This is a genomic window from Micromonospora sp. A202, assembly GCF_006715105.1.
GTDB classification, from domain to species: Bacteria; Actinomycetota; Actinomycetes; order Mycobacteriales; family Micromonosporaceae; genus Micromonospora; species Micromonospora zamorensis.
On record NZ_VFMP01000001.1, the window covers coordinates 2464408 to 2484746 of the forward strand.

The 20339-nt window shown below is 71.4% G+C and carries 21 protein-coding genes; 14 read left to right on the forward strand and 7 right to left on the reverse strand.

Annotation, left to right across the window (positions count from 1 at the left end):
• Positions 1 to 39 precede the first annotated feature (39 nt).
• The gene (locus FBZ33_RS11390) at positions 40 to 1224 is read left to right on the forward strand and encodes a MalY/PatB family protein (RefSeq protein ID WP_141909000.1); all 1185 of its coding nucleotides are present in this window, start codon (positions 40 to 42) and stop codon (positions 1222 to 1224) included.
• 31 nt (positions 1225 to 1255) lie between these two features.
• On the opposite strand, the gene FBZ33_RS11395 is transcribed toward FBZ33_RS11390, so the two are convergent.
• Complete coding sequence (locus FBZ33_RS11395; RefSeq protein ID WP_141909001.1) at positions 1256 to 1627, reverse strand: DUF302 domain-containing protein; 372 nt, start codon at positions 1625 to 1627, stop codon at positions 1256 to 1258.
• A gap of 186 nt (positions 1628 to 1813) precedes the next feature.
• Between FBZ33_RS11395 and FBZ33_RS11400 the strand changes: the two genes are divergently transcribed.
• A complete protein-coding gene (locus FBZ33_RS11400; protein WP_141909002.1) occupies positions 1814 to 2383 on the forward strand; it encodes an RNA polymerase sigma factor in 570 nt (189 codons plus the stop codon).
• Between the two features lie 17 nt (positions 2384 to 2400).
• On the forward strand, positions 2401 to 3366 hold the full coding sequence (locus FBZ33_RS11405; RefSeq protein ID WP_141909003.1) for a CU044_5270 family protein: 966 nt from the start codon (positions 2401 to 2403) through the stop codon (positions 3364 to 3366).
• A gap of 43 nt (positions 3367 to 3409) precedes the next feature.
• Here the strand turns inward: FBZ33_RS11405 and FBZ33_RS11410 are convergent, their stop codons facing one another.
• The 3 genes from FBZ33_RS11410 to FBZ33_RS11420 form a co-directional block, all read right to left on the reverse strand.
• A complete protein-coding gene (locus FBZ33_RS11410; RefSeq protein ID WP_141909004.1) occupies positions 3410 to 4546 on the reverse strand; it encodes a toprim domain-containing protein in 1137 nt (378 codons plus the stop codon).
• A 69-nt stretch (positions 4547 to 4615) separates the two neighbouring features.
• Positions 4616 to 5692: an SMP-30/gluconolactonase/LRE family protein gene (locus tag FBZ33_RS11415; RefSeq protein ID WP_141909005.1), complete on the reverse strand. Its 1077-nt coding sequence runs from the start codon at positions 5690 to 5692 to the stop codon at positions 4616 to 4618.
• A gap of 184 nt (positions 5693 to 5876) precedes the next feature.
• Positions 5877 to 6275: a hypothetical protein gene (locus FBZ33_RS11420; protein WP_141909006.1), complete on the reverse strand. Its 399-nt coding sequence runs from the start codon at positions 6273 to 6275 to the stop codon at positions 5877 to 5879.
• 32 nt (positions 6276 to 6307) lie between these two features.
• Between FBZ33_RS11420 and FBZ33_RS11425 the strand changes: the two genes are divergently transcribed.
• Entirely contained in the window at positions 6308 to 7120 is an 813-nt protein-coding gene (locus tag FBZ33_RS11425; protein WP_141909007.1) for a class I SAM-dependent methyltransferase, read from the forward strand.
• Positions 7121 to 7160: 40 nt separating this feature from the next.
• On the opposite strand, the gene FBZ33_RS11430 is transcribed toward FBZ33_RS11425, so the two are convergent.
• Positions 7161 to 7802, reverse strand: a complete 642-nt coding sequence (locus tag FBZ33_RS11430) for an alpha/beta fold hydrolase (RefSeq protein WP_141909008.1) — start codon at positions 7800 to 7802, stop codon at positions 7161 to 7163.
• Between the two features lie 67 nt (positions 7803 to 7869).
• Between FBZ33_RS11430 and FBZ33_RS11435 the strand changes: the two genes are divergently transcribed.
• Positions 7870 to 8235: a DNA polymerase ligase N-terminal domain-containing protein gene (locus tag FBZ33_RS11435; RefSeq protein WP_088947701.1), complete on the forward strand. Its 366-nt coding sequence runs from the start codon at positions 7870 to 7872 to the stop codon at positions 8233 to 8235.
• A gap of 57 nt (positions 8236 to 8292) precedes the next feature.
• On the opposite strand, the gene FBZ33_RS11440 is transcribed toward FBZ33_RS11435, so the two are convergent.
• Entirely contained in the window at positions 8293 to 9012 is a 720-nt protein-coding gene (locus tag FBZ33_RS11440) for a VOC family protein (protein ID WP_141909009.1), read from the reverse strand.
• Between the two features lie 158 nt (positions 9013 to 9170).
• On the opposite strand from FBZ33_RS11440, the gene FBZ33_RS11445 reads away from it, so the two are divergent.
• The 6 genes from FBZ33_RS11445 to FBZ33_RS11470 all read left to right on the forward strand — a co-directional run bounded on the left by FBZ33_RS11445 (position 9171) and on the right by FBZ33_RS11470 (position 15474).
• Positions 9171 to 9818, forward strand: coding sequence for a TMEM175 family protein (locus tag FBZ33_RS11445; RefSeq protein WP_199177082.1), 648 nt, complete (start codon positions 9171 to 9173; stop codon positions 9816 to 9818).
• Between the two features lie 85 nt (positions 9819 to 9903).
• Complete coding sequence (locus tag FBZ33_RS11450) at positions 9904 to 10518, forward strand: YdeI family protein (RefSeq protein WP_141909010.1); 615 nt, start codon at positions 9904 to 9906, stop codon at positions 10516 to 10518.
• A 162-nt stretch (positions 10519 to 10680) separates the two neighbouring features.
• Positions 10681 to 12120 carry an AMP-binding protein gene (locus FBZ33_RS11455; protein WP_141909011.1) on the forward strand — a complete coding sequence of 480 codons (1440 nt, stop codon included), beginning with the start codon at positions 10681 to 10683 and terminating at the stop codon, positions 12118 to 12120.
• A 213-nt stretch (positions 12121 to 12333) separates the two neighbouring features.
• Entirely contained in the window at positions 12334 to 12663 is a 330-nt protein-coding gene (locus tag FBZ33_RS33065) for a hypothetical protein (protein WP_221629456.1), read from the forward strand.
• Positions 12664 to 12769: 106 nt separating this feature from the next.
• On the forward strand, positions 12770 to 13540 hold the full coding sequence (locus FBZ33_RS11465) for an ABC transporter ATP-binding protein (RefSeq protein ID WP_141909012.1): 771 nt from the start codon (positions 12770 to 12772) through the stop codon (positions 13538 to 13540).
• The gene (locus FBZ33_RS11470) at positions 13525 to 15474 is read left to right on the forward strand and encodes a hypothetical protein (protein ID WP_141909013.1); all 1950 of its coding nucleotides are present in this window, start codon (positions 13525 to 13527) and stop codon (positions 15472 to 15474) included. The genes FBZ33_RS11465 and FBZ33_RS11470 overlap by 16 nt, the downstream gene beginning before the upstream one ends.
• A 213-nt stretch (positions 15475 to 15687) precedes the next feature.
• On the opposite strand, the gene FBZ33_RS11475 is transcribed toward FBZ33_RS11470, so the two are convergent.
• The gene (locus FBZ33_RS11475; RefSeq protein ID WP_255508812.1) at positions 15688 to 17100 is read right to left on the reverse strand and encodes a PLP-dependent aminotransferase family protein; all 1413 of its coding nucleotides are present in this window, start codon (positions 17098 to 17100) and stop codon (positions 15688 to 15690) included.
• A 576-nt stretch (positions 17101 to 17676) separates the two neighbouring features.
• Here FBZ33_RS11475 and FBZ33_RS11480 point away from each other — a divergent pair.
• From FBZ33_RS11480 to FBZ33_RS11490, 3 genes are read left to right on the forward strand one after another with little or no spacing between them, the layout of a single operon-like run.
• Positions 17677 to 18987, forward strand: a complete 1311-nt coding sequence (locus FBZ33_RS11480; RefSeq protein WP_255508813.1) for an anthranilate synthase component I family protein — start codon at positions 17677 to 17679, stop codon at positions 18985 to 18987.
• Positions 18984 to 19595, forward strand: coding sequence for an aminodeoxychorismate/anthranilate synthase component II (locus FBZ33_RS11485; protein ID WP_141909016.1), 612 nt, complete (start codon positions 18984 to 18986; stop codon positions 19593 to 19595). Before FBZ33_RS11480 ends, FBZ33_RS11485 begins: the two co-directional genes overlap by 4 nt.
• Positions 19592 to 20302: an SDR family NAD(P)-dependent oxidoreductase gene (locus FBZ33_RS11490; RefSeq protein WP_141909017.1), complete on the forward strand. Its 711-nt coding sequence runs from the start codon at positions 19592 to 19594 to the stop codon at positions 20300 to 20302. The genes FBZ33_RS11485 and FBZ33_RS11490 overlap by 4 nt, the downstream gene beginning before the upstream one ends.
• Positions 20303 to 20339: the final 37 nt, after the last annotated feature.

Genomic DNA, 20339 nt, shown 5'->3' on the forward strand with positions numbered 1-20339 from the left:
CGTCGGCGGGGCCCGGACGAAGCGGAATAGGCTTCAGCGATGACTGGTGTGCTCAGTGGTGCCCGAAGCCCGGTGAACCCCCTTCGCCAGCTCACGCTCGACCAGCTCCGGCAACGGACGAGCCTCAAGTGGCGGGAGTACCCCGACGACGTGCTGCCGCTCTGGGTGGCGGAGATGGACGTGCCGCTGGCCGAGCCGGTCGCGCGGGCGATCACCGACGCCGTCGCGCGCGGCGACACCGGCTACACCTCCGGTACGGCGTACCCGCAGGCGCTGGCGGAGTTCGCCCGGCGTCGGTGGGGTTGGGACGGGCTGGCAGTGGAGCGCACCGCGCTGGTGCCCGACGTCATGCACGGCATCGTCGAAGTGCTGCGGCTGGTCACCGAGCCGGGGGACGCGGTGGTGGTCAACTGCCCGGTCTACCCACCGTTCTACGAGTTCGTGGCGCACGCCGACCGCCGGATCGTGGAGGCGCCGCTCGGCCAGGACCTGCGGATCGACCTCGACACGCTGGAGGAGGCGTTCCGGCAGGCTCGGGCCGGTGGGCGGCCGGCCGCGTACCTGCTGTGCAGCCCGCACAATCCGACCGGCGTCCTGCACACCGTGGACGAGTTGACCGCCGTGGCCCGTCTGGCCGAGCGGCACGGGGTGCGGGTGGTCGCCGACGAGATCCACGCGCCGGTGGTGGGTGGGGGAGCGCGCTTCGTGCCGTACCTCTCGGTGCCCGGCGCGGAGAACGGCTTGTCACTGATGTCCGCCTCCAAGGGGTGGAACCTGGCCGGTCTGCGCGGTGGTCTCCTGGTCGCCGGCCCGGCGGCGGCCGGTGACCTCGCCCGCGTTCCGTTCGAGGCCAGCGTCAGCACGAGCCACCTCGGCGTGATCGCCCACACCGCCGCCTTCACCGACGGCGGCGAGTGGCTCGACGCTCTGCTGGCCGGCCTGGACGACAACCGTCGGCTGCTCTCGGCGCTACTCGCCGAGCACCTGCCGGCCATCCGTTACCAGCCCGGTCAGGCCACCTATCTCGCCTGGCTCGACTGTCGTGCCCTGGGTCTCGGCGACGACCCCGCCGCGGTGTTCCTCGACCGGGGCCGGGTGGCGCTCAACTCCGGCCTGGCCTTCGGCACCGGCGGCAGCGGGCACGTCCGGTTGAATCTGGCCACTGCGCCGGAGTTGATCACCGAGGCGGTACGCCGGATGGCCGCCGCCGTCGCTCGCCCCTAGGGGGACTCCGCGTGGTGCGGCCTGGCCGTGCTCAGCGACCCTCGACCGCGGAAGCGACAGTGGCCGGGGCGTTCAGGGGCGCGAGCTGGTCCGCACCGAGCCCGTAGCGCTGGGCGAGGTACGCGGGGTCCTGCCAGGTGATCAGCGAGCCGGGTTGCCCGTCGTCGCGCACCATGAGCCGCATCGGCAGGTCGATGGCGATCTCCGGACGGGCCAGCATGAGCGGCGTGCCCGCCTGCGGGTTCCCAAAGATGATCACCTGCGTGTCGGGCATGCTCAACCCGACCTTTCGGGCGGCCGCCGCATGGTCGACCACCGCCACCACCGCAGCACCGACCCGTTGCGCCTCAGCCCGCAGCGCGGAGATCGTCTCTCCGACACCGTGAGCGCTCCGCCTGGTCATCAGTCCGTCGTTCACGGTCGAACCCCCGCTCACCGTGTCGCTGGGCGAATCCCTCTCATCCTGCTCGCAACCGGGCCGGTTCGCGGGGGTTTGCCGCCAACCCGCCGTCGGCACCGCGTCAGGCTCCGGTAACACCCGCGCTCCGCCGTACGAATAAGGGGTGTAACGGCTACGAGAGGACGGCCTGTGAATGACCCCAGCCCAGCGGAGGATGACATCTCCGGCATCGGAGTCGACCCGGTGGCCTTCGCGGTCTTCTACCGGCGGCACGTGGAGGCGGTGGGCCGGTTCGTGGCACGGCGGGTCGACGACCCGCACCTCGCCGCCGACCTGACCGCCGACGTGTTCCTCGCGGTGATCGAGTCGGCAGCAGGTTACCGGCCGGACCGGGGCAGCCAGATCGGCTGGCTGTACGGGGTGGCCCGCAACGTCATCGGCGACGAGCGACGGCGGGCGGCCCAACGGCTGCGGGTGACCGGCCGGCTGGCCGGACGACGGGATCTGGGCCCCGACGACATTGCCCGCATCGAGGAGCGCATCGATGCCGAGTCGGCGGCCCGCCGTACCCATCGCGCGCTGAGCGAGCTGCCCGAGGACACGCGGACGCTTGTCGAACTGATCGCCGTGGACGGCCTCACCGTCGCGGACGCGGCGACCGCCCTCGGGATCTCGCCGGTCGCCGCCCGGGTCCGTCTGCATCGTGCCCGTCGCGTCGTCCGCGCCGTGCTCGCCCGCCCAGTCACCACCCTCGCCTGATGGAAGGAGATGGCGTCATGAACAAGACCGATCAGTCGTCGCACGGTTTCGAGGAGCAGCTCCTCACGGACCTGACCGCACACGTCGCCCGGCGGGCCGACCTGATCTCGGCGGCCCGTCCCGCCGGACGTCGTGCCTGGTTCCTGCGCGGTTGGCGCCTCGCCGGGGCGTTCGGGCTGGCAGTCGCACTGACCGCCGGTGCGCTGGCGGTCCAGACGATGAGAGTGGGCGACAAGCCGCCGCCCACTGCCAGCGCCGCGGAGATCTTCCGAATGGCGGCCGACGCCGCCCGGCAGCAGCCCGAGCTCACCGCTCGACCCGATCAGTACGTCTTCACGGAGCGCCTGGCGACGACGCGGGAGATGCCGGACAGCGGCCCGTACATCACCATTCGCGTGCAGAGGTGGGAGTCGGCTGGGGGAGTCGCCCACGCGCAGACACGTTACCGACCGGAGGCCGACCCGAACGGGTGGAGCGAGCTGAGGGTGCACCGCATGGACGATCCCGGCGATCCCGACAAGGAGCTCGACGCGTTCCCGCCGCCCGCGTACCACGACGATCTGCCCACCGACCCGGACGAGCTGCTTCGACACCTTCGGGAACACCCGGTCGACCTGCATCTTCCCGAGGCTGCCGACGAAGAGGCCGTCTACGGGGACGTGAGCATGGCGTACACCACCGCGCGGTCGATGCTTGACGGTTACGTGCCGCCCCGAGCGCTGGCGGCGCTGTACGAGCTGCTGGCCCGGGAGCCCGGAGCGGTCGTCATCTCGGGCGACGTGGTGGACGCCGCCGGTCGACACGGGGTGGCGATTCGGATGCCCGGCGTGATCGGTGGCCACGAGGACTTCATCTTCGACCGGGACAGCCACGTCTTCCTCGGCAGGCGTGGGTCGGTGGTGCGCAACGGCAAGGAGTCGCTGTACTCGACTGCCGCGTTCATCCGGCTCGCCATAGTGGACCGACCGGGGCAACTGCCCTGACCGGTGCTGGGATCGCCTGTGCACGGCTCACCGCGCCGATCTCCTACCCGGTTGGTCCGCCCTCACCCAGCCAGGAGAGGTCGCGTAGTGAGCCTTCCAGGTGCGCGATCGCGATGGCCGCGACGGTGTCCACGCCGACCCCGGTGTGGGCGACGATGCGACGAGCCACAGTGATCGCCTCCTGCGGGCTGGTCGCCTCGAACAGCAGTGGCACCAGCGCGCGTACCGCGGCGCACCTGCCGTCGATGTCCTCCAGCAACCGGGGGTGTCGCTCGACGAGCCGGGTGAGGCGGTGGTCGACCACCGTGTCGAGCATGGGCTGCGCCCGTCGCCGCAGGGTCGCCCGCAGCGCGGCCCTGCCGTGCGGGGCGCGCAGCAGGTCCGCCGGGTCGGCGCCGGCGCGGAACTCGGCCGCCAGCAGCGGGCCGGGACAGCGCGCCTGTCGGAGCAGGTGCCACGCGCGGTCCACCGCCGCGCGGCCCGCCGGGTCCGCGTCGAAGGCAGTGACCAGGCCCCGCGCGGCACCGGGCAACTCCCGCAGAATGGTGGCCTGGGTGTCACTGAGGGTGGTGCCGCACGGTGCGAGGGCCACCGCTCCGGTCCGGCCGGACCGGGAGTAGGACAGCCACACCGCGAGGACGTCGGCGGGCCCTTCGACGAGGACCGGGGTCCATCGGGCGGCGATGCGGTCCTGCTGCTCGGCGAGACCAAACAGCAGGTGGCTCTTGTTGTAGATCGCTGTCCGCGGGTTGTTGAGGTACTTCGGTACGTCTCCGGCATATGGGCCGGCGCGGCCGAGGAATGCCACTGTGTGCCCGGCCGGGTCGCGTACCGGGAACATGACCCGGTCGCGGAACACGTCGATGAGGCGGTCCGGGCCGGTCCGGGTGCGGGCCGACAGGCCGGCGCCGATCAACTCCTCCGGTGTGAAGCCGACGGCGCGCAGGTGGGTGGTCAGCCCACTCCAGCCCGGTGGGGCGTACCCGACCCGCCACGGCCACTCCCGCTGCACGAGGACACCGAGGCCGCGTTCGGCGAGGTAGGCGCGCGGCGCGTCGGCGTGCGCGAGCTGGGCGCGGTAGTACGACACCGCGGCGTCGACGGCCGCCAGCAGACGCCCGGGCTCAAGCCCGGCGCCGCGTACCGCTGGCGTCGGCTGACGGAGTCGGGGTGCGCCCATCGGCTACCTCCGGGATCCACGCTAGCGGCCGCCGGCCCGTCACCGCCAGGATCGGGGTACGCCCTGCGTTCAGTACGGGTAGCCGGGAATGTTGAGTCGCACGCTGTAGAGGCCGGAGTCGTTCCGCGGGCCCGAGGTGACGTAGAGGGTCTGCCGGTCGGGGCCGCCGAACGCCACGTTGGTCGTACCGGAGGTGCCGGCCCGGATCGTGCCGAGCTGGGTGCCGGCGGGGGAGTAGACGTGCACCAGGGAGTCCGAGCCCGACGCCCAGTACACGTTGCCCGCGCAGTCGATCGTCGCGCCGTCCGGGCCACCGATGTAGTTCACGAAGACGCTGCGAGCGCCGGTGCTGCCGTCGGGCTGGACGGCGTACTTGTAGATCTTGTTCTCGGAGTAGGCACCCACGTACAGCGCGGTCCCGTCCGGCGAGAGCGCGATGCCGTTGGGTTGGCGCAGCCGGTCGTCCACCAGTGACACCTGACCGCCGGAGACGCGGAAGACGCTGGTACGCCCGCTCATCTGGTCGGCGCGGTTGCCGCGCTGGAAGTTCGGGTCGGTGAAGTAGACGACGCCATCCGAACGGACCGCGACGTCGTTGGGCGAGTTGAACGCCCGGCCCTGGTAGTTCGCCGCGACGGTGCTGCGGGTCCGGTCCCTCAGCCGGTACGCGGACACGCTCCGCTGGTCGTGGGTCGCCGCGACGACCTGCTGGGCGTCGGCGCTGAGCGCCAAGCCGTTGCTGCCCGCGTTGGCGATGAACGTGTCGAAGGTCGCCGGCGGGGTGAACCGACGGATCGTGGACGGCTGGACGTTGTACGGCCCGGTGCCCGCGGCCATGTCGGACATCAGGAGGTAGCCACCGTCGGCGACCCAGACCGGCCCTTCGAGGAACGAGAATCCACCCTGGATCCTGGGCGCCGTCACGGAACTGGCCGGTAGCGGCGGGCCGTATCCGGCCCCCGTCGGGCATGCGCCTGCTGGCGTGCCGGGCGGATTGGCGAGCGCGCCACCGGCTGCGGAGTGAGCGCTAACATGAGCGGCACGCAGAGTGTCCGGGGGAGCGGCGGCGGCCCCGCTGGTGAGGGGTGCGGTGCTGAGCGCGAGGCACAGACCGCCCAGCGCGGCGATGGTGGGACGCCAGTTCATCGAAGACTCCTGTCGACGTCGGCGGGCGCGAAGCCCGGCGATCGACGGCGGGCGTGGTCGCGAGGGCGGCACGGCGCGCGCGGGCCGTCAACGTGGGTACGACGCAGCATATGCGACAAGCCAGTGACTAACGTCAATGCGCGGTCTGTTGTTTTGCCAGATTTCCGGCGCAGTGGCCGCTGCCTCAGACGGTCGTGGACGGTCGCTGTGCCCTGATCCCCACGATGCCGGCGACCAGGAGCACCGCCACCGGCAGGAACGCGCCACCGATGCCCAGCCCGAGCAGCAGCCCCCACGCGGTGATGATCAGCGCGGCCACCACGTCGGCGACCACTGTCAGCCGGCCGATCCGCTGCGCGAGCACCGGCAGCGTCGCGGCCACCACTGGCACGCCGAGCAGATAGCTGGCCGCAGCCCCGGAATCGTCCACGGTGTAGGGAGTCAGCGCGGCGGCCACCAGCACCGTGATCACCAGAGCCGACCACCGGACCACCCGTCGAGCGTCGACCGGCTTGCGGACCAGCACCACGACACCGACGAGCAGGACGCCGACGATCGCCCCGACGGTCACCAGATCAATCATCGTGCCCTCCCGACCGCAGGTATGGTGCCGCCATGGCATCCCCAGTCTGGGCCGACGGTACGGCCTACGAGGCCTACGTGGGTCGGTGGAGCCGGCTCGTCGCTGTGGAGTTCCTGCGCTGGCTCGACCTGCCGCGCGGGTTGCGCTGGCTCGACGTGGGTAGCGGCACCGGCGTGCTGACCTCGACCGTGCTGACGACCGCGCAACCGCGCCAGATCACCGGCGTGGACCCCTCCGAGGGGTTCGTGACGCAGGCCCGCGCCCAGGTCACCGACCCGAGGGCCGACTTCGCGGTCGGCGATGCCCGGGTGCTGCCCCTGCCGGACGACGCCGTCGACGTGGTGGTGAGTGGTCTGGTGCTGAACTTCGTACCCGAGCCGGCGCGGGCGGTGGCGGACTTCGCCCGCGTGGTCAACCCCGGTGGGGCGGTGGCCGCGTACGTCTGGGACTACGCCGAGGGAATGGAAATGATGCGGCACTTCTGGGACGCGGCCAGCGCGCTCGACCCCGCCGCTGCTGCCCGGGACGACGGCCGCGGCTTCTCGCTGTGCCGGCCGGATGTGCTCCAGGCGCTGTGGCGCGACGCTGGGCTCACGGACATCTCGGTACGGGCGATCGAGGTGCCGACCGTCTTCGCCAGCTTCGCCGACTACTGGACACCGTTCCTCGGCGGGCAGGGCTCCGCCCCGGCGTACCTGGCCTCGTTGGCGGAGCCCGAGCAGGCCGCCCTGCGGGATCTGCTCGCCGCCCGGCTGCCGCCCGGACCCGACGGGTCGATCCGCCTCACGGCCCGCGCCTGGGCGGTCCGTGGCACCCGGCCGACGACTGGCGCGTCGCCGATGTAGCAGCCCCGCCGGTGACTGTGAGACAAGGCTGCCAGCACCGTCAGCGCAGGTACGCGGACAACCGGTCGGCGAGCTGCTGCGGATGGCTGAACGACACCGCGTGGCAGCCGTCGATCTCATCCGGGGTGACGCCGAGCCGGTCGGCGGCCACCCGGCGCTGGAAGTCCGCCGGAAAGAACTGGTCCTCGCGGGCGATGAGCACCTTCGTCGGCACGCCCGGCCAGGCGTTCAGAGGCCACGGCTCGTTGCCCTCCGCGCTGACCTGGTCCCGGTTGTGCGCCGCAGCCTGCGCGATCAGCTCGGCCGGCACCCCGTTGTAGAACTGCTCCTCCTCGGTCAGCCCTTCCGCGCCGCGATAACCGGTGTTGCCCCACCAGTCCCCGGGCTTTTCACCGGGCTGGGGGATCATCGGTGTGAGCAGGACGATCAGCCGCACCGGCAGACGGTCGGCGATCAGCGGCGCGGTGAACGCGCCATACGAGTGGCCGACGACCACAAGATCGCTCCGGTCGCCGATCGCGCTGACGACCGTGTCGCAGAACTCGGCGAACCCCGCCGACCTGTCCTCGATCGGCAGCTCCGGCACCACCACGTCGTGGCCGCGGCTGGTCAGCTCGGGAACCACGAGATGCCAGTCCCAGGCGCTGCCCCCGCCGCCGTGGATCAGAACGAAAGTCGCCATGACCCGAAGCCTCGCACCCGGGTACGACATGCGCGTTGGCAAGCGATGGAGCCGCCCAGCGGCGACAATGGCAAGAGTGGCGCCCGCCTTCGTCCTGCACGATCACCGCAAACCACGGCCGCACTTCGACCTGCGGCTCGAGGAGGGCGGTGTGCTGCGCTCCTGGGCAGTGCCGCGGGGCCTGCCGGACAGCCCTCGCGACAACCGGCTCGCCATCGCCGTGCCCGACCACCACCTCGATCACCTCACCTACGAGGACGCCGACAAGTCGATCGCCGACATCGGCACCTGGGAGGAGCACGACCGCACCGACCGTCGGATGCTGTTCACGTTGCACGGCCGCACCGGGAGTCGGCGGTACGCGCTGATCCGCACCGGTGAGGGGTGGCTGCTCCACCTGACGAAGGAACAGCCCTCCGACGATCTCGGATAGTTGCTGTCGTCGACCCTCTGGACTTCACGTCTGCGCGGGCCGGGTGGTGCCGTCGGATCACCGCATCGCCTCTGCGAGGTCGGCGGCGGCGTCGAACGCGGACGCTGCCCGTGCGGTCTCGTCCGCGGTGAGCACGACACGATCGACCCGGCTCAGCATCTCCGTCGCGGTCTCCTGGTCGTGCAGCACCATCGCCAGTTCGGCGCGGTAGACGAGAACCTCCACCTGTGCGACCGGGTCGTCGTCGGCCTGCGGCCGGGCCAGCGCGCTGTCGAGGATCCGGACGGCCTGGTGGACGTCGCCCCTGGAGTCGGCCTGCACGACGGCGTTCGCCAGGGCTTTGGCGAGCCGTCCGTCGGGCGTCGTGGCTGGCGCGGGCGTCGTGGTGGCGTTCTGTACGACGCGGATCCAGTTGCCACCCGGGTCGATGACGCTGAACCCGCCCAGACCGTCGTAGTTCTTCCGCGCCCGGGGCCGGGTCATCCGTGGCATGCCGGACACCAGCACCTTGCCGTACGCGGCCCGCATGCCCGCCGCGAACGCCCGGTGCAGTTCCCCGATATCCGAGGTGAGGACGAGGCAGGAGCCGTAGGACTGTTCCGGGTCGAAGCCGGTCATCTCGAAGAAGTGCAGATGCAGATCCTCGCGGCGCAACGCCACGTACGGGTTGGGCTTGCGTTGTTGGTGCGTGGCGTGGAATCCGAGAGCCGCGTAGAAGGTGGCGATGTCGTCGATGGACGCGCAGGGCAGCAGGGGAACGGTCACCTCGTTGGTCATGGCCTATTCCTAGGCGTCGCGGAGGGCCTGTCGCACATGGAAATAGCCGTCCGTCGCCTTCAGCGGTCCGATCGGGTGATGCGGCCGATGCGTCGCTGCGGCAGCGCCCTCCGGCGATCAGCACTCCGGCAGAAGCCTCGTCACCGCATAATCAGGGCGTGCGGTCCAAGAGCGACAATCCTCGTCTGGTGCGTCAACCCGGTCGGTTGATCTCCTTCAGCGACGCTGTGTTCGCCATCGCCGTGACGCTGCTCGTGCTGGAGATCCAACCCCCGCAGGACTTCGGGCATCTCCTGCGGGGCCTCGGCGCGCTGTGGCCGTCGTACCTGGCATACGCGCTGAGCTTCCTGCTCATCGGGCAGGTGTGGGTCAACCACCACGTCATGTTCGACCGGGTCCGGCACGTCGACCGGGAGGTCCTGTTCCTCAACACCCTGCTGTTGATGGTCATCGCCTTCCTGCCGTTCTCCACGTCGTTGCTCGCCGACGCGTTGCGCGCGGAACAGGGTCTGCGCGTCGCGGTCGTCGTCTACGGCGCCACACTGTGGACGGCGGCGGCCCTGTTCAACGTCATTTGGGCCCATCTCCGCCGCGCCAAACTGCTGGACCCCGACCTCGGCCCCTTCGGCATCCGGGCCATCGGCCGCAGGTTCGCGCTCGCGTTGGTCTGGATCGGCTCCGGCATCCTCGTCGGCGCGTTCGTGCCGATCGCGGGCGTCGTCATCATCGCCGGCTTCCTGCCCGCCTACTACCTCCCCATCCGCGGCGAGTACGGCGAGGACACGGCCACCGACCGGCCCGGCTAGCCCCCCACGACCCCGACGTTCGCGGATCGCCGGACCGCTGGGTGTCCCGGTGTGGACGCGGTCGGCGGCGGGTTAGCCTGCTGTCGTGGCGGGAGCTGATTTGGATGAGTTGATCGTCGCGGACGGCGACGGGCTTCGTGCGTGGTTGTTGGCCAACCACGCCACGTCACCGGGCATCTGGCTCGCACTGGCCAGGAAGGGCGGCACCGTCACCACGCTGACCTGGCAACAGGCGGTTGACGAGGGGCTGTGCTTCGGCTGGATCGACGGGCAGGCCCGTAAGCGGGATCAGGAGAGCTCCTGGATCCGGTTCACCCCACGCAGGCCCCGCAGCTCGTGGTCGCAGCGCAACGTCGCCAACGTGGCTCGGCTGGAGGAGCAGGGTCGGATGCTGCCTCCGGGCCGCGCAGCGGTGGACGCCGCGAAGGCGGACGGGAGGTGGGCGGCCGCCTACGCTCCTCCCTCGGAGGCCGAGGTGCCGGCCGACCTTCTCGCCGCGATCGCCGCCGACCCCGCTGCCCAGGCCATGCTCGACGTCCTCACCAAGGCCAATCGATTCGCTCTCATCCACCGCGTCAACGGCGTCAAGCGGGCTGAGACGCGGGAGCGGAAGATCCGCGAATTCGTCGCGATGCTGGCCCGCCACGAGACGTTCTATCCGCAGAAGGCCAGGCCAGCGGATCCGCCGCCATCGGCATAGCGCATCCGTCCGAGGGCGGCGGCAGAGGCGAAACGGCTGTACCGGATGACTGGTGGGCCGACGACGGGGATCCGCCGTGTCAGGAGTTAGGGGTGGGCCGACGCCGGCCGGGTCCGTAGATTCAGCTTCGGTTGCGTTTGTGCGGCCGCGAGGGGGCTGGCCATGCTGTTGCCGTCGTTGTCCGGAGATGTGCCCGATCGTGCGGACGCCGTACGCGTCGACGGCGACGCCATCTCTCGGGAGGCGTTGCGGGCCGCTGCGGGCGCGGTGGCCGCCGACATCGCCGGAGCCGGCACGGTGGCGGTGCTCGCCACCCCGAGTGTGGCAACGGTCGCCGCCATCGTCGGTGGCCTGTTGTCCGGGGTGGCGGTGGTTCCGGTGCCGCCGGACACCGGCGCGGCCGAACTCGCCCACGTGCTCACCGACTCGGGGGCCCAGCTGCTGCTGGCCGGTGAACCGGACGCGCCGGTGCTGGCGGACTGTCCGATACCCGTGGTGCCGGTCGACCCGGGCCGGCGTGGTGAGGTGCCGACGAGCGGCCCCGCCCCGTCCACGACCGGGTTGATCCTCTACACCAGTGGCACCACCGGCCCGCCGAAGGGCGTGCTGTTGAGTCACGCGGCGATCCGGGCCGGTATCGACGCGGTCGCGCACGCCTGGGACTGGACCGACGAGGACGTTCTCGTGCAGGGTCTGCCGCTCTATCACGTACACGGTCTCATCCTGGGTCTGCTGGGGCCGCTGCGCGTCGGCTCGCCGCTGGTGCACACGCGGCGGCCGACCCCGGGCCGGTACGCGGCCGCCGGCGGTTCGCTGTACTTCGGGGTGCCCACGGTGTGGAGCCGGATCTGTGCCGAGCCGACGGCCGCCCGTGCGCTGTCCGCGGCCCGACTGCTGGTCTCCGGCAGCGCGCCACTACCCGCGCCGGTCTTCGCCGAGCTGGAGAGGCTGACCGGGCACCGGCCCGTCGAGCGGTACGGCATGACCGAAACCCTGATAACGCTCAGTACGCGCGCCGACGGCCCTCGTCGAGTCGGGTCGGTCGGCCGTCCGGTGCGCGGGGTGCAGGCCCGGCTCGTGGACGACGCGGGTGTGCCGGTGCCGGCCGACGGGCAGACCTTCGGGGCGTTGCAGATCCGCGGCGAGACGCTTTTCGACGGCTACCTGTACCTGCCCGACAAGACCGCCGAGACGTTCACCGCCGACGGCTGGTTCCGCACGGGCGACGTGGCGACGGTCAGCGAGGCGGGGGAATACCGCATCGTCGGGCGGGCCAGCGCCGACATCATCAAGAGCGGCGGATATCGGATCGGTGCCGGTGAGATCGAGGACTGCCTGCTCACCCATCCGCAGGTGCGCGAGGTGGCGGTGGTCGGCGCCCCGCACGACGACCTGGGCCAGGAGGTGGTGGCGTTCATCGTCGGCGAGCAGTCACTGGCAGCTCGTACGCTGGTGACCTATGTGGAAAAGCGGCTGGCCCGGCACAAAAGGCCGCGCCGTGTCCACCTGGTGGAATCGTTACCGCGTAACGCCCTCGGCAAGGTGCAAAAGACAACTTTACTGTCGCTGATGGAATCGGGGACGTTGCCGGGCGGTAACTGACAGGTGGCATTTCGATGACCTGCCTGGCCGAAAGGTCGATTTTGGCTTAGACCTTCGGTCAGCTAACCGGCTCTTACATTTTCGACTCGTGGGCCCGACCAGCTCTGGACCTGGTGACCGACCGCCGGGACGCGATCGGCGAGTTCCCGCCCGACCGGGGCTGGGACCGGGCTGCCCTGTCCGAGCTCAGCACCGCCGACGCTGGCGATCGCCATGGACCCGCAGCAGCAGCGGCTGCTGCTGGAGACCGGGTGGGAGACCTTCGAGCGGGCCGGGATCGACCGGCCACCGCCCGGGGCATCGCACCGGCGTCGGCCGGCACCAACAACCAGGACTACACCGGCGTGCTGGTCGCCGTCCTGGCGCAGGGCTTCGACGGGCATCTCGGCCAGTTACTATCACCTGGTCTCGCGTGCCCTGACCGGCGTCGAGGTGTTCGCGGTGCAGTACCCCGGCCGGCAGGACCGCGATCCGCAACGCTATAAGGCCGCGGAAACCTATGTGTACGACCTGGCCCGCCGCTGTCCTGCCCGATCACGGTGATGACCGGCGTTTCGGACCCGAAGGTCACCGTGGATCCCATCGTTGATCGCCTGACGGCAGGCTGACGGCAAGCGGCCCGACCAGTCCGAGGCTTCCGGAGGTACCAGTGACAACCCCGACACCCACGCCGGCTCTGCGGCTCATCGGGCTGTCCAAGGCATTCGGTGACAAGCGTGCCGTCGATCACGTCGATCTGGAGGTTCCGGGCGGCTCGTTCTTCGGGCTGGTCGGTCCCAACGGGGCCGGTAAGACCACATCGCTGTCCATGGCCGTCGGGCTGCTGCGCCCCGACAGCGGTCGCGCCGAGATCTTCGGCGTGGACGTCTGGGCCGACCCGGTCCGAGCCAAGGAACTGATCGGCGTCCTGCCCGACGGCCTCGGCATGCCCGAGCGGCTCACTGGCCGGGAGGTGCTCAGCTACCTGGGTCTGCTGCGGGGCATGGAGCCCGAGGCGGTCGCCAAGCGCAGCCAGGAGCTGCTGGAGGTCCTCGAACTCGACCGGGCCGACAGCACCCTGGTCCTCGAATACTCGACCGGCATGCGCAAGAAGATCGGCCTGGCCACGGCCCTGCTGCACGCACCGAAGCTGTTGGTGCTCGACGAGCCTCTGGAGGCCGTCGACCCCGTCTCGGCGGCGACGATCAAGGTGATCCTCCAGCGCTTCGTCGCCGCCGGCGGCTCGGTGGTCTTCTCCAGTCACGTCATGCCGGTCGTCGAGCAGCTCTGCGACCACGTCGCGGTCGTCACCGGCGGCCGGGTGGTCGCCTCCGGCCCGCTCGACGAGGTCCGCGGCGGCAGCTCCCTGGAGAACCGGTTCGTCGACCTGGTCGGCGGCCAGCCGGAGAGCGCGGGGGAGCTGTCATGGTTGGCATCCTGATCCGGATGAAGCTGGCCGTTCTGCGGCACTCGATGACCGGGCAGCGTGCCGCCGACATGATCGGTGGCGGCGTGCTGGGCCTGGTCCTCGCCGGCGGCACGATCTGGCTGGCCCTGCACGACTGGCCGGTCGACGGCCTGCCGCTGGACCTGGTCGGCGCGGCGTTCGCCATCTGGATGATCGGCTGGCTGTTCGGCCCGGTGCTGTTCGGTGGGGGCGACGAGACGCTGCGCCCGGAGCACCTGGCCCTGCTGCCCATCCCGCCGCGCCGACTCGCCACCGGTCTGCTCGCCGTCGCGTTCGTCGGCGTCGCCCCGGTGGTCAGCCTGGTGGCCTTCACCGCGCTGATCGTCGTCGCTCTCCCGGTCGGCGGTGCCGCCGCCCTGATCGCGGTGCCGGTGGTCTTCCTCCAACTGCTCTTCGTGGTGCTCGCCTCCCGGTTCGTCACCGCCGCGCTCAGCACGCTGATGCGCGCCAAGATCGGTGCGGTCCTGGCCGCCGTAATCAGCGGCGGCATCCTGGCGCTCACGCACACCGGGTGGGTGCTCAAACCCACCATCCAGTACGCCCTCACCGCCGGTTTCCCGGAGAACCTGGCGGACTGGGTGCGCCGCCTGCCGTCCGGCTGGGGCATCGTCGCGGTGGAGGCCGCCGGCCGGGGTGACTGGCTGCTCGCTCTCGCCGCGCCGGCCGGTCTCGCCGTCCTCAGCGTGCTGGCCATGCTCGGTTGGTCCGCGCTGCTGGTCCGCCGGCTCAGCCACCGGGGCGCAAGCGGCCGCCCGGCCCGTGGCCGCACCGCCGCGCAGCAGATCCGCGGTGGCGGGGTGCGAGCCGTCGTCGGTCGTGAGCTGCGCACCGCGTCCCGGGACCTGATGCGCTTCCACTACCTGGTCTTCTCCCTGGTCTACGCGCTGGCGTTCTGCCTGCTGCCGCTCCTGGTCGACCTGCCGATCTTCGTGCCGTTCATCGGGGTCGCGTTCGGCATCTGGGCCGCCGCCATCTCCGCCAACCTGTACGGCGAGGACGGCACGGTGATCTGGCAGACCGTGCTCACCCCCGGGGCCGCCCGCAAGGACGTCCGCGGTCGCCAGCTCGCCTGGTTGCTGCTGACCGCCCCGGCGGTCGTGGTCCTCAGCGTCGTGCCGACAGTGCTCAGTGGCCAGACGTGGGCCTGGCCGTGGCTGGCCGCCCTGGTGCCGGCCCTGATCGGCGGCGGCGCCGGCGTCATCGTGCTGATCTCGGTGCTGCGCCCGGTGCCGATGACCGACCCGCACAAGCGCAGCGGCAACCTCCTGGAGAACGGCACGGACTTCACCCAGGTGCTGCTCATGCTGGTGCTGGTCGCCGCGACCGCGGCCCCCGCCTATATCACCGTCCGCTACGGACCCGATTGGGCGGGCGCCGGGGTCGGCCTGGTCACCGGCATCCTGCTGGCCTGGCTGCTCGGCGATCTGGCCGCCAAGCACCTGGAAGCGACCGGCCCCGACCTGCTCGCCACCATGCGGGCCTCCACCTCCCGCAGGAGCAACCTCAGCGGCGACGTCGACTGGGACCAGATCACCGCCTCCCTCGGCGGGGTGGATCTCGGCGAGAGCCGCCTCGGCATCGACAGGGCGTCGCCGGCCCGCCGCGCCGTCATCTACGTGTGCTTCACCGTCTGCTGGGTCCCGCTGGTCGCCCAGGGCGTCGTTCCGGCCTTCCTGAAATACGGCGACCCCGACCGCGACTCCTGGTTCCTGGCCCGCCTCGTCCCCGAGGCGCTGCACTGGCCGGTCGTCGGCGTCATGGTCGTGCTCGGCCTGGGTCTCATCGCCGTCGGCTTCCACCAGCTGCGGGTGGCCCGTGCGGAGAGCCGACAGGCCACGGTGGACCGGGGCGGCCACGCTCCGGTGGTGACCCGCCAACCCGAGAAGGTGGCCGAGCTGAACCACTGACCGGACGGAAAAGGGCTCGGCCACCGCGGTGGCCGAGCCCTTTCGTATTCCTGGAGCGTCACCAGGTGACGGGCAGCTCGCGTACCGCATCGCGGCTTCTCCCCGATTGATCATCGCAATACGCCTGAACACCGGTCGACACCCCTAGCTTGGCCTGGGACGCGAGCCCGCCCAGGGTGGCGGCGCCGGGACGACAGGGGTCACCGGTCGCGCTCACCGTCCACCGCGGACCCCGGTGCCACTCGGTTCGGCCGTCGGAGTCACCCGGGGGGCTCTGGACCCGGTGCGGCCCATCGTCTCCCGGTACGCCCCGGCGATCCCGGCCAGGCCGCGGCCCAACTCGGTGCCGCGCAACCCGGCATAGCCGACGACCAGTGCCGGCGGTCGGTCGTCGGCGCGCAGGGCGTAGAAGCGGCCGCCACGGACCAGGACCGAGCGGCGTCGGGCGGCCTGCACCAGCGCCTCCTCGGCGCACCAGGTGGGCAGTTCCAGGTACGCCTGCAACCCGCCGTGCCCGTTGCGCAGGGTGGTGCCGGGCAGCTCGCGGGCGACGAACTGGTGGACCACCTGACGGCGTTTCTGGATGTCGGCGGTGAGTCGGCGCAGGTGCCGGTCGAACGCCCCGGTGTCGATGAGCCGGGCGAAGGCGAGCTGCTCCAGGCTGGAGCAGCCGAGGTCCCAGCCGGCGCGCAGGCGCTCGATCGGCGCGGTCAGCGTGGGCGGGGTGGCCAGCCAACCGAGGCGGAGCGCCGGGGCGAGCACCTTGCTGGCGCTGCCGGCGTAGATCACCCGGTCCGGGGCGAGGCTCTGCAACGCCGGCATCCGCTGCGCCGGGGCGACGAGGGCGGCGTCGAAGTCGTCCTCGACGATGTAGCCGTCGACCGCCTCGGCCCAGGCGACGAGCTGCTCCCGGCGTTGCGCGCTGAGCGTGGCCCCGGTCGGGAACTGGCTGGCCGGGGTGACGAGCACGGCGCGGACCCCGCTCGCGGCCAGGGCGTCGACCCGGATGCCGTCGGCGTCCACCGGGAGGCCCACCGGACGCAGGCCGGCGTCGGCGATGAACTCCCACTCGCCCGGGTGGCCCGGATCCTCCACGCCGACCGTGTCGTGGCCCCGGTCGCGCAGCTCCCGGCACAGCAGCGCGAGCCCCTGGGCGAAGCCGGACGTGATCATGAGGTGGTCGGGTCTGGTACGCACGCCGCGCACCCGGCCGAGGTAGCCGGCGAGGGTGTGCCGGACGACCGGCAGGCCGGACGGCGGGGCGTATCCCAGCTCGCGGAGGCCGGCCGAGGTGACCACCGCGCTGACCGCCCGGATCCAGTCCTGCCCGGGGAAGGTGGAGGCGTGCAGACCGCCGGTGCGCAGGTCCCGGAGTGCCACCGTCGGTGCGCGATCGCCCGGAGTGAGCGCCGAGCCGATCTCGTCGCGTGCCGCCGCCGCCACCGAGGTGCCCGAGCCGTGTTGGGAGACGAAGTAGCCCTCGGCGCAGAGCTGCTCGTACGCCTCGACGACCACACTGCGGGACACCCCGAGGTCGGCGGCGAGGTGCCGGCTCGACGGCAGGCGGGTGCCGGGACGCAGCACGCCCTCCTCGATCTGCGTACGAAATGCGTTACGGAGCTGCACTGCCAGCGTTTCGCGCGACTGACCATCTATTGACAGGTTTAGATTCAACAACAAGTGGTCCGCTCCGGCGTAGTCGAAGTGGTATGGACAGCGCGATCTGTACTTGAGGAAAGTGTTGGCCGGACGCGCAACCGTCCAGCGACCGGCGAATCAGGGCGTACGTTCCGAGTTGTCCAATATGGACCTCGCTAACGTCCCTGGTGCCGGCGTGGGCCGGTCGTGCGAGTCCTTTTGTGCGGGGGGAAAGTCCGATCTGCCGTGTCACGCGGCGGGGTCAGCGCCAACGGCGGCGCCAAAATCGGGCTGCTCAGAGGGGGTTTCGCAGTGTCCTCATTGTCAACCAAGACCGCCACGTGGACCAATCGGTCCCATTCTGTGGCGATGCGGCCTACGCCACTGGCCGACTCAATTCCAATAGAGGTGACATCCGTCACACTGTCGGCAATCAATCCATTGTCGCTCTACACGGCACTCTCCGAATGTCGTCCGCACGACGATCTGTATCTCTTCGAAAGCCTAGACGGCCCGCCTCAGGATCGCTATGCGGCGGCAGTCGGCTGGGACACTCTCGCCGAGTTGCGGTTCATCGCCGACCGGCTTGAGGTGATCTGCGACGGTCCGCTCGGTGACGCCCTGTCCGCCGTGCTCACGGCGGTCCTGGGCGAGCCGGCCCGGCACCGCGCGCCGGAGCGGGTCTGGTCGGTTTCCGGGCCACCCGAGGTCTGGGCGGCGGTCCGGGCCGTGCAGCGGGCCTTCGCGGTGCGGACCACCGCCCCCGCCGACAGCTTCGCCTTCGGCTTCCTCACCACCCTGGCGTACGAGGCCGCGCGGGACATGGACGAGCTCTCCGTCGACCGGGTGGTCGACGACATCCCACGCTGCACCCTCGTGCTGTTCCGGCACACCGTCTGGTGGGACCTGCGCGCCGGCACCGTGCGGCAGCTCACCGCCAGCGGCCCGCACCTGCCACCCGACAGCGCCGCTCCCCGGCTGTCGGAGCTGGTCGCCGGGCTTCCCGACGATCACGCGGCGGTGCCGGTCGCCCCACCGCCCACCCTGGTGCGGGACACCGTCGACGAGGAGACGTTCGCCGCCCGGGTCAAGCAGTGCCTGCGGCACATCGAGGTGGGGGACAGCTACCAGATCCAGATCGGCCACCGGATCGACGTGGAGACGGCTCTCACCCCGCTGGAGGTCTACCGGCGGCTGCGGCACCGCAACCCGTCGCCGTACATGTACCTGACGCCCTGGGCCGGCGGGACCGTCATCGGGGCGAGCCCCGAGCTGTTCCTCCGCGTCGATGAGGGCCGGCTGTCCATGCGCCCGATCGCGGGCACCGCCGCCCGCAGCGCCGACCCGGAGACCGACCGCCGGCTGGTGGCCGAGCTGACGGCCAGCGAGAAGGAGCGGGCCGAGCACGTCATGCTGGTCGACCTCTGCCGCAACGACATCGGTCGGGTCTGCGTACCGGGCACGCTCAGCGTGGACGCGATGTTCGACGTCGAGCCGTTCGCGTACGTGCACCACCTGGTGTCCACCGTCTCCGGGCAGCTCGCCGACGACGCCGACGTCTGGGCGGCGATCTGCGCCGCCTTCCCGGCCGGCACCATGACCGGCGCGCCGAAGCTGCGCTCCATGGAGATCATCGACGGGTTGGAGGACGAGCCTCGGGGCGTCTACGCCGGCTCGATCGGTCTCGTCGACGTACGCGGGTACGCGGTGCTGGCGCTCTGCATCCGCACCGCCGTGCACGACGGTCGCCGCTACCGCACCCAGGCCTCCGCCGGGGTCGTGGCCGACTCCACACCCGGGGCCGAGTGGCGGGAGACGCTGGCCAAGATGAGCGCCACGTTCTGGGCCCTGACCGGTACGGAGCTGCTGCCGTGAAGGTCCTGCTCGTCGACGCGTACGACAGTTTCACCCACATCATCGACCAGTACCTGCGGACCCTCGGCGCGCGGACCGTGGTGGTCCGTTCCCGGTCGCGGTCCGCCGAGCAGCTCGCCGCCCTGCGGCCGGACGCGGTGGTGCTCGGCCCCGGGCCGGGGCACCCCGCCGAGTCCGGGCACGTGGAGCTGGTGCACGCCTTCGCCGGCCAGGTGCCGCTGCTCGGCGTCTGCCTCGGGCATCAGGCGATCGGCCTCGCGTACGGGGGAACGGTCACCGTCGCCCGGCACCTGATGCACGGCAAGACGAGCGTGGTCGCCCACGACGGCCGAGGTGTCTTCGCCGGCGCGCCCTCCCCGCTCACCGTCACCCGCTACCACTCGCTGATCGTCGCGGACCCGGCCCCGCCGGCCCTGGAGATCACCGCGCGCTCGTCCGACGACGGCTACGTGATGGGGGTACGACACCTGACCCTGCCGGTGGAGGGGGTGCAGTTCCACCCGGAGAGCGTGCTCACCGAGGACGGGCTGCGCCTGTTCGACAACTTCCTGGGCCGCGCATCGGTGGCACTGCCGGCAGCCGGCGCCGGGGCGGTGGGGTCGCCATGACCGACCAGTCAGCCCCGCTCGCCGTGGTCACCGGCGCGGCGGGTGGCATCGGCCGGGCCGTGACCGTCGCGCTGGCCGGGTCCGGACACCGGGTGCTCGGCGTCGACGTCGACCCGGCCGGTGACCCGGCGGCGTATGCCTCGCTGGTCGCCGACGTGGCAGTGCCGGAGCAGGTGGAGCAGCTCTTCGCGCAAATCCACGAGCGGTACGGCCAGCCCACGGTGCTGGTGAACAACGCCGGCGTCTACCACGCCCGGGACTTCCTCGACTACGACCCGAAGACGTACGCGCAGGTGCTCGACGTCAACCTGGGCGCCGCGTTCTTCTGCACACAGGCGTTCGCCCGTGGCCTGGTCGACGCCGGCCGGCCCGGCACTGTGGTCAACGTGGCCTCGATCAGCGGGCAGTCCGGCAGCCCGGATGCGGCGTACGGGGCGTCGAAGGGTGCGTGCATCGCGTTGACCCGCAGCCTCGGCCGGGCGCTCGCCGAGCACCGCATCCGGGTCAACGCGGTCGCTCCCGGCCTGGTCGACACCCCGATGGCCGCCCGGATCCCCGTCGAGCGCCGGGACGACTACCGGGCCAGGATCCCGGTCGGCCGGTTCGGCTCGCCGGCCGAGATCGCCGCGGCCGTCGCCTGGCTGGCCGGCCCGGAGAGCAGCTACGTCACCGCCTCGGTTCTGGACGTCAACGGTGGCCTGCACTGACCTGCGCCACGGCCGGCGGCGACAGCACCGCAGCCGG

Excerpts from the sequence above, each read along its gene's own strand:
- FBZ33_RS11390 (WP_141909000.1), top strand. The coding sequence starts at position 40 with ATGACTGGTGTGCTCAGTGGTGCCCGAAGCCCGGTGAACCCCCTTCGC.
- FBZ33_RS11395 (WP_141909001.1), bottom strand. The coding sequence starts at position 1,627 with ATGACCAGGCGGAGCGCTCACGGTGTCGGAGAGACGATCTCCGCGCTG.
- FBZ33_RS11405 (WP_141909003.1), top strand. The coding sequence starts at position 2,401 with ATGAACAAGACCGATCAGTCGTCGCACGGTTTCGAGGAGCAGCTCCTC.
- FBZ33_RS11410 (WP_141909004.1), bottom strand. The coding sequence starts at position 4,546 with ATGGGCGCACCCCGACTCCGTCAGCCGACGCCAGCGGTACGCGGCGCC.
- FBZ33_RS11415 (WP_141909005.1), bottom strand. The coding sequence starts at position 5,692 with ATGAACTGGCGTCCCACCATCGCCGCGCTGGGCGGTCTGTGCCTCGCG.
- FBZ33_RS11420 (WP_141909006.1), bottom strand. The coding sequence starts at position 6,275 with ATGATTGATCTGGTGACCGTCGGGGCGATCGTCGGCGTCCTGCTCGTC.
- FBZ33_RS11425 (WP_141909007.1), top strand. The coding sequence starts at position 6,308 with ATGGCATCCCCAGTCTGGGCCGACGGTACGGCCTACGAGGCCTACGTG.
- FBZ33_RS11430 (WP_141909008.1), bottom strand. The coding sequence starts at position 7,802 with ATGGCGACTTTCGTTCTGATCCACGGCGGCGGGGGCAGCGCCTGGGAC.
- FBZ33_RS11435 (WP_088947701.1), top strand. The coding sequence starts at position 7,870 with ATGGCAAGAGTGGCGCCCGCCTTCGTCCTGCACGATCACCGCAAACCA.
- FBZ33_RS11440 (WP_141909009.1), bottom strand. The coding sequence starts at position 9,012 with ATGACCAACGAGGTGACCGTTCCCCTGCTGCCCTGCGCGTCCATCGAC.
- FBZ33_RS11455 (WP_141909011.1), top strand. The coding sequence starts at position 10,681 with ATGCTGTTGCCGTCGTTGTCCGGAGATGTGCCCGATCGTGCGGACGCC.
- FBZ33_RS33065 (WP_221629456.1), top strand. The coding sequence starts at position 12,334 with ATGGACCCGCAGCAGCAGCGGCTGCTGCTGGAGACCGGGTGGGAGACC.
- FBZ33_RS11470 (WP_141909013.1), top strand. The coding sequence starts at position 13,525 with ATGGTTGGCATCCTGATCCGGATGAAGCTGGCCGTTCTGCGGCACTCG.
- FBZ33_RS11490 (WP_141909017.1), top strand. The coding sequence starts at position 19,592 with ATGACCGACCAGTCAGCCCCGCTCGCCGTGGTCACCGGCGCGGCGGGT.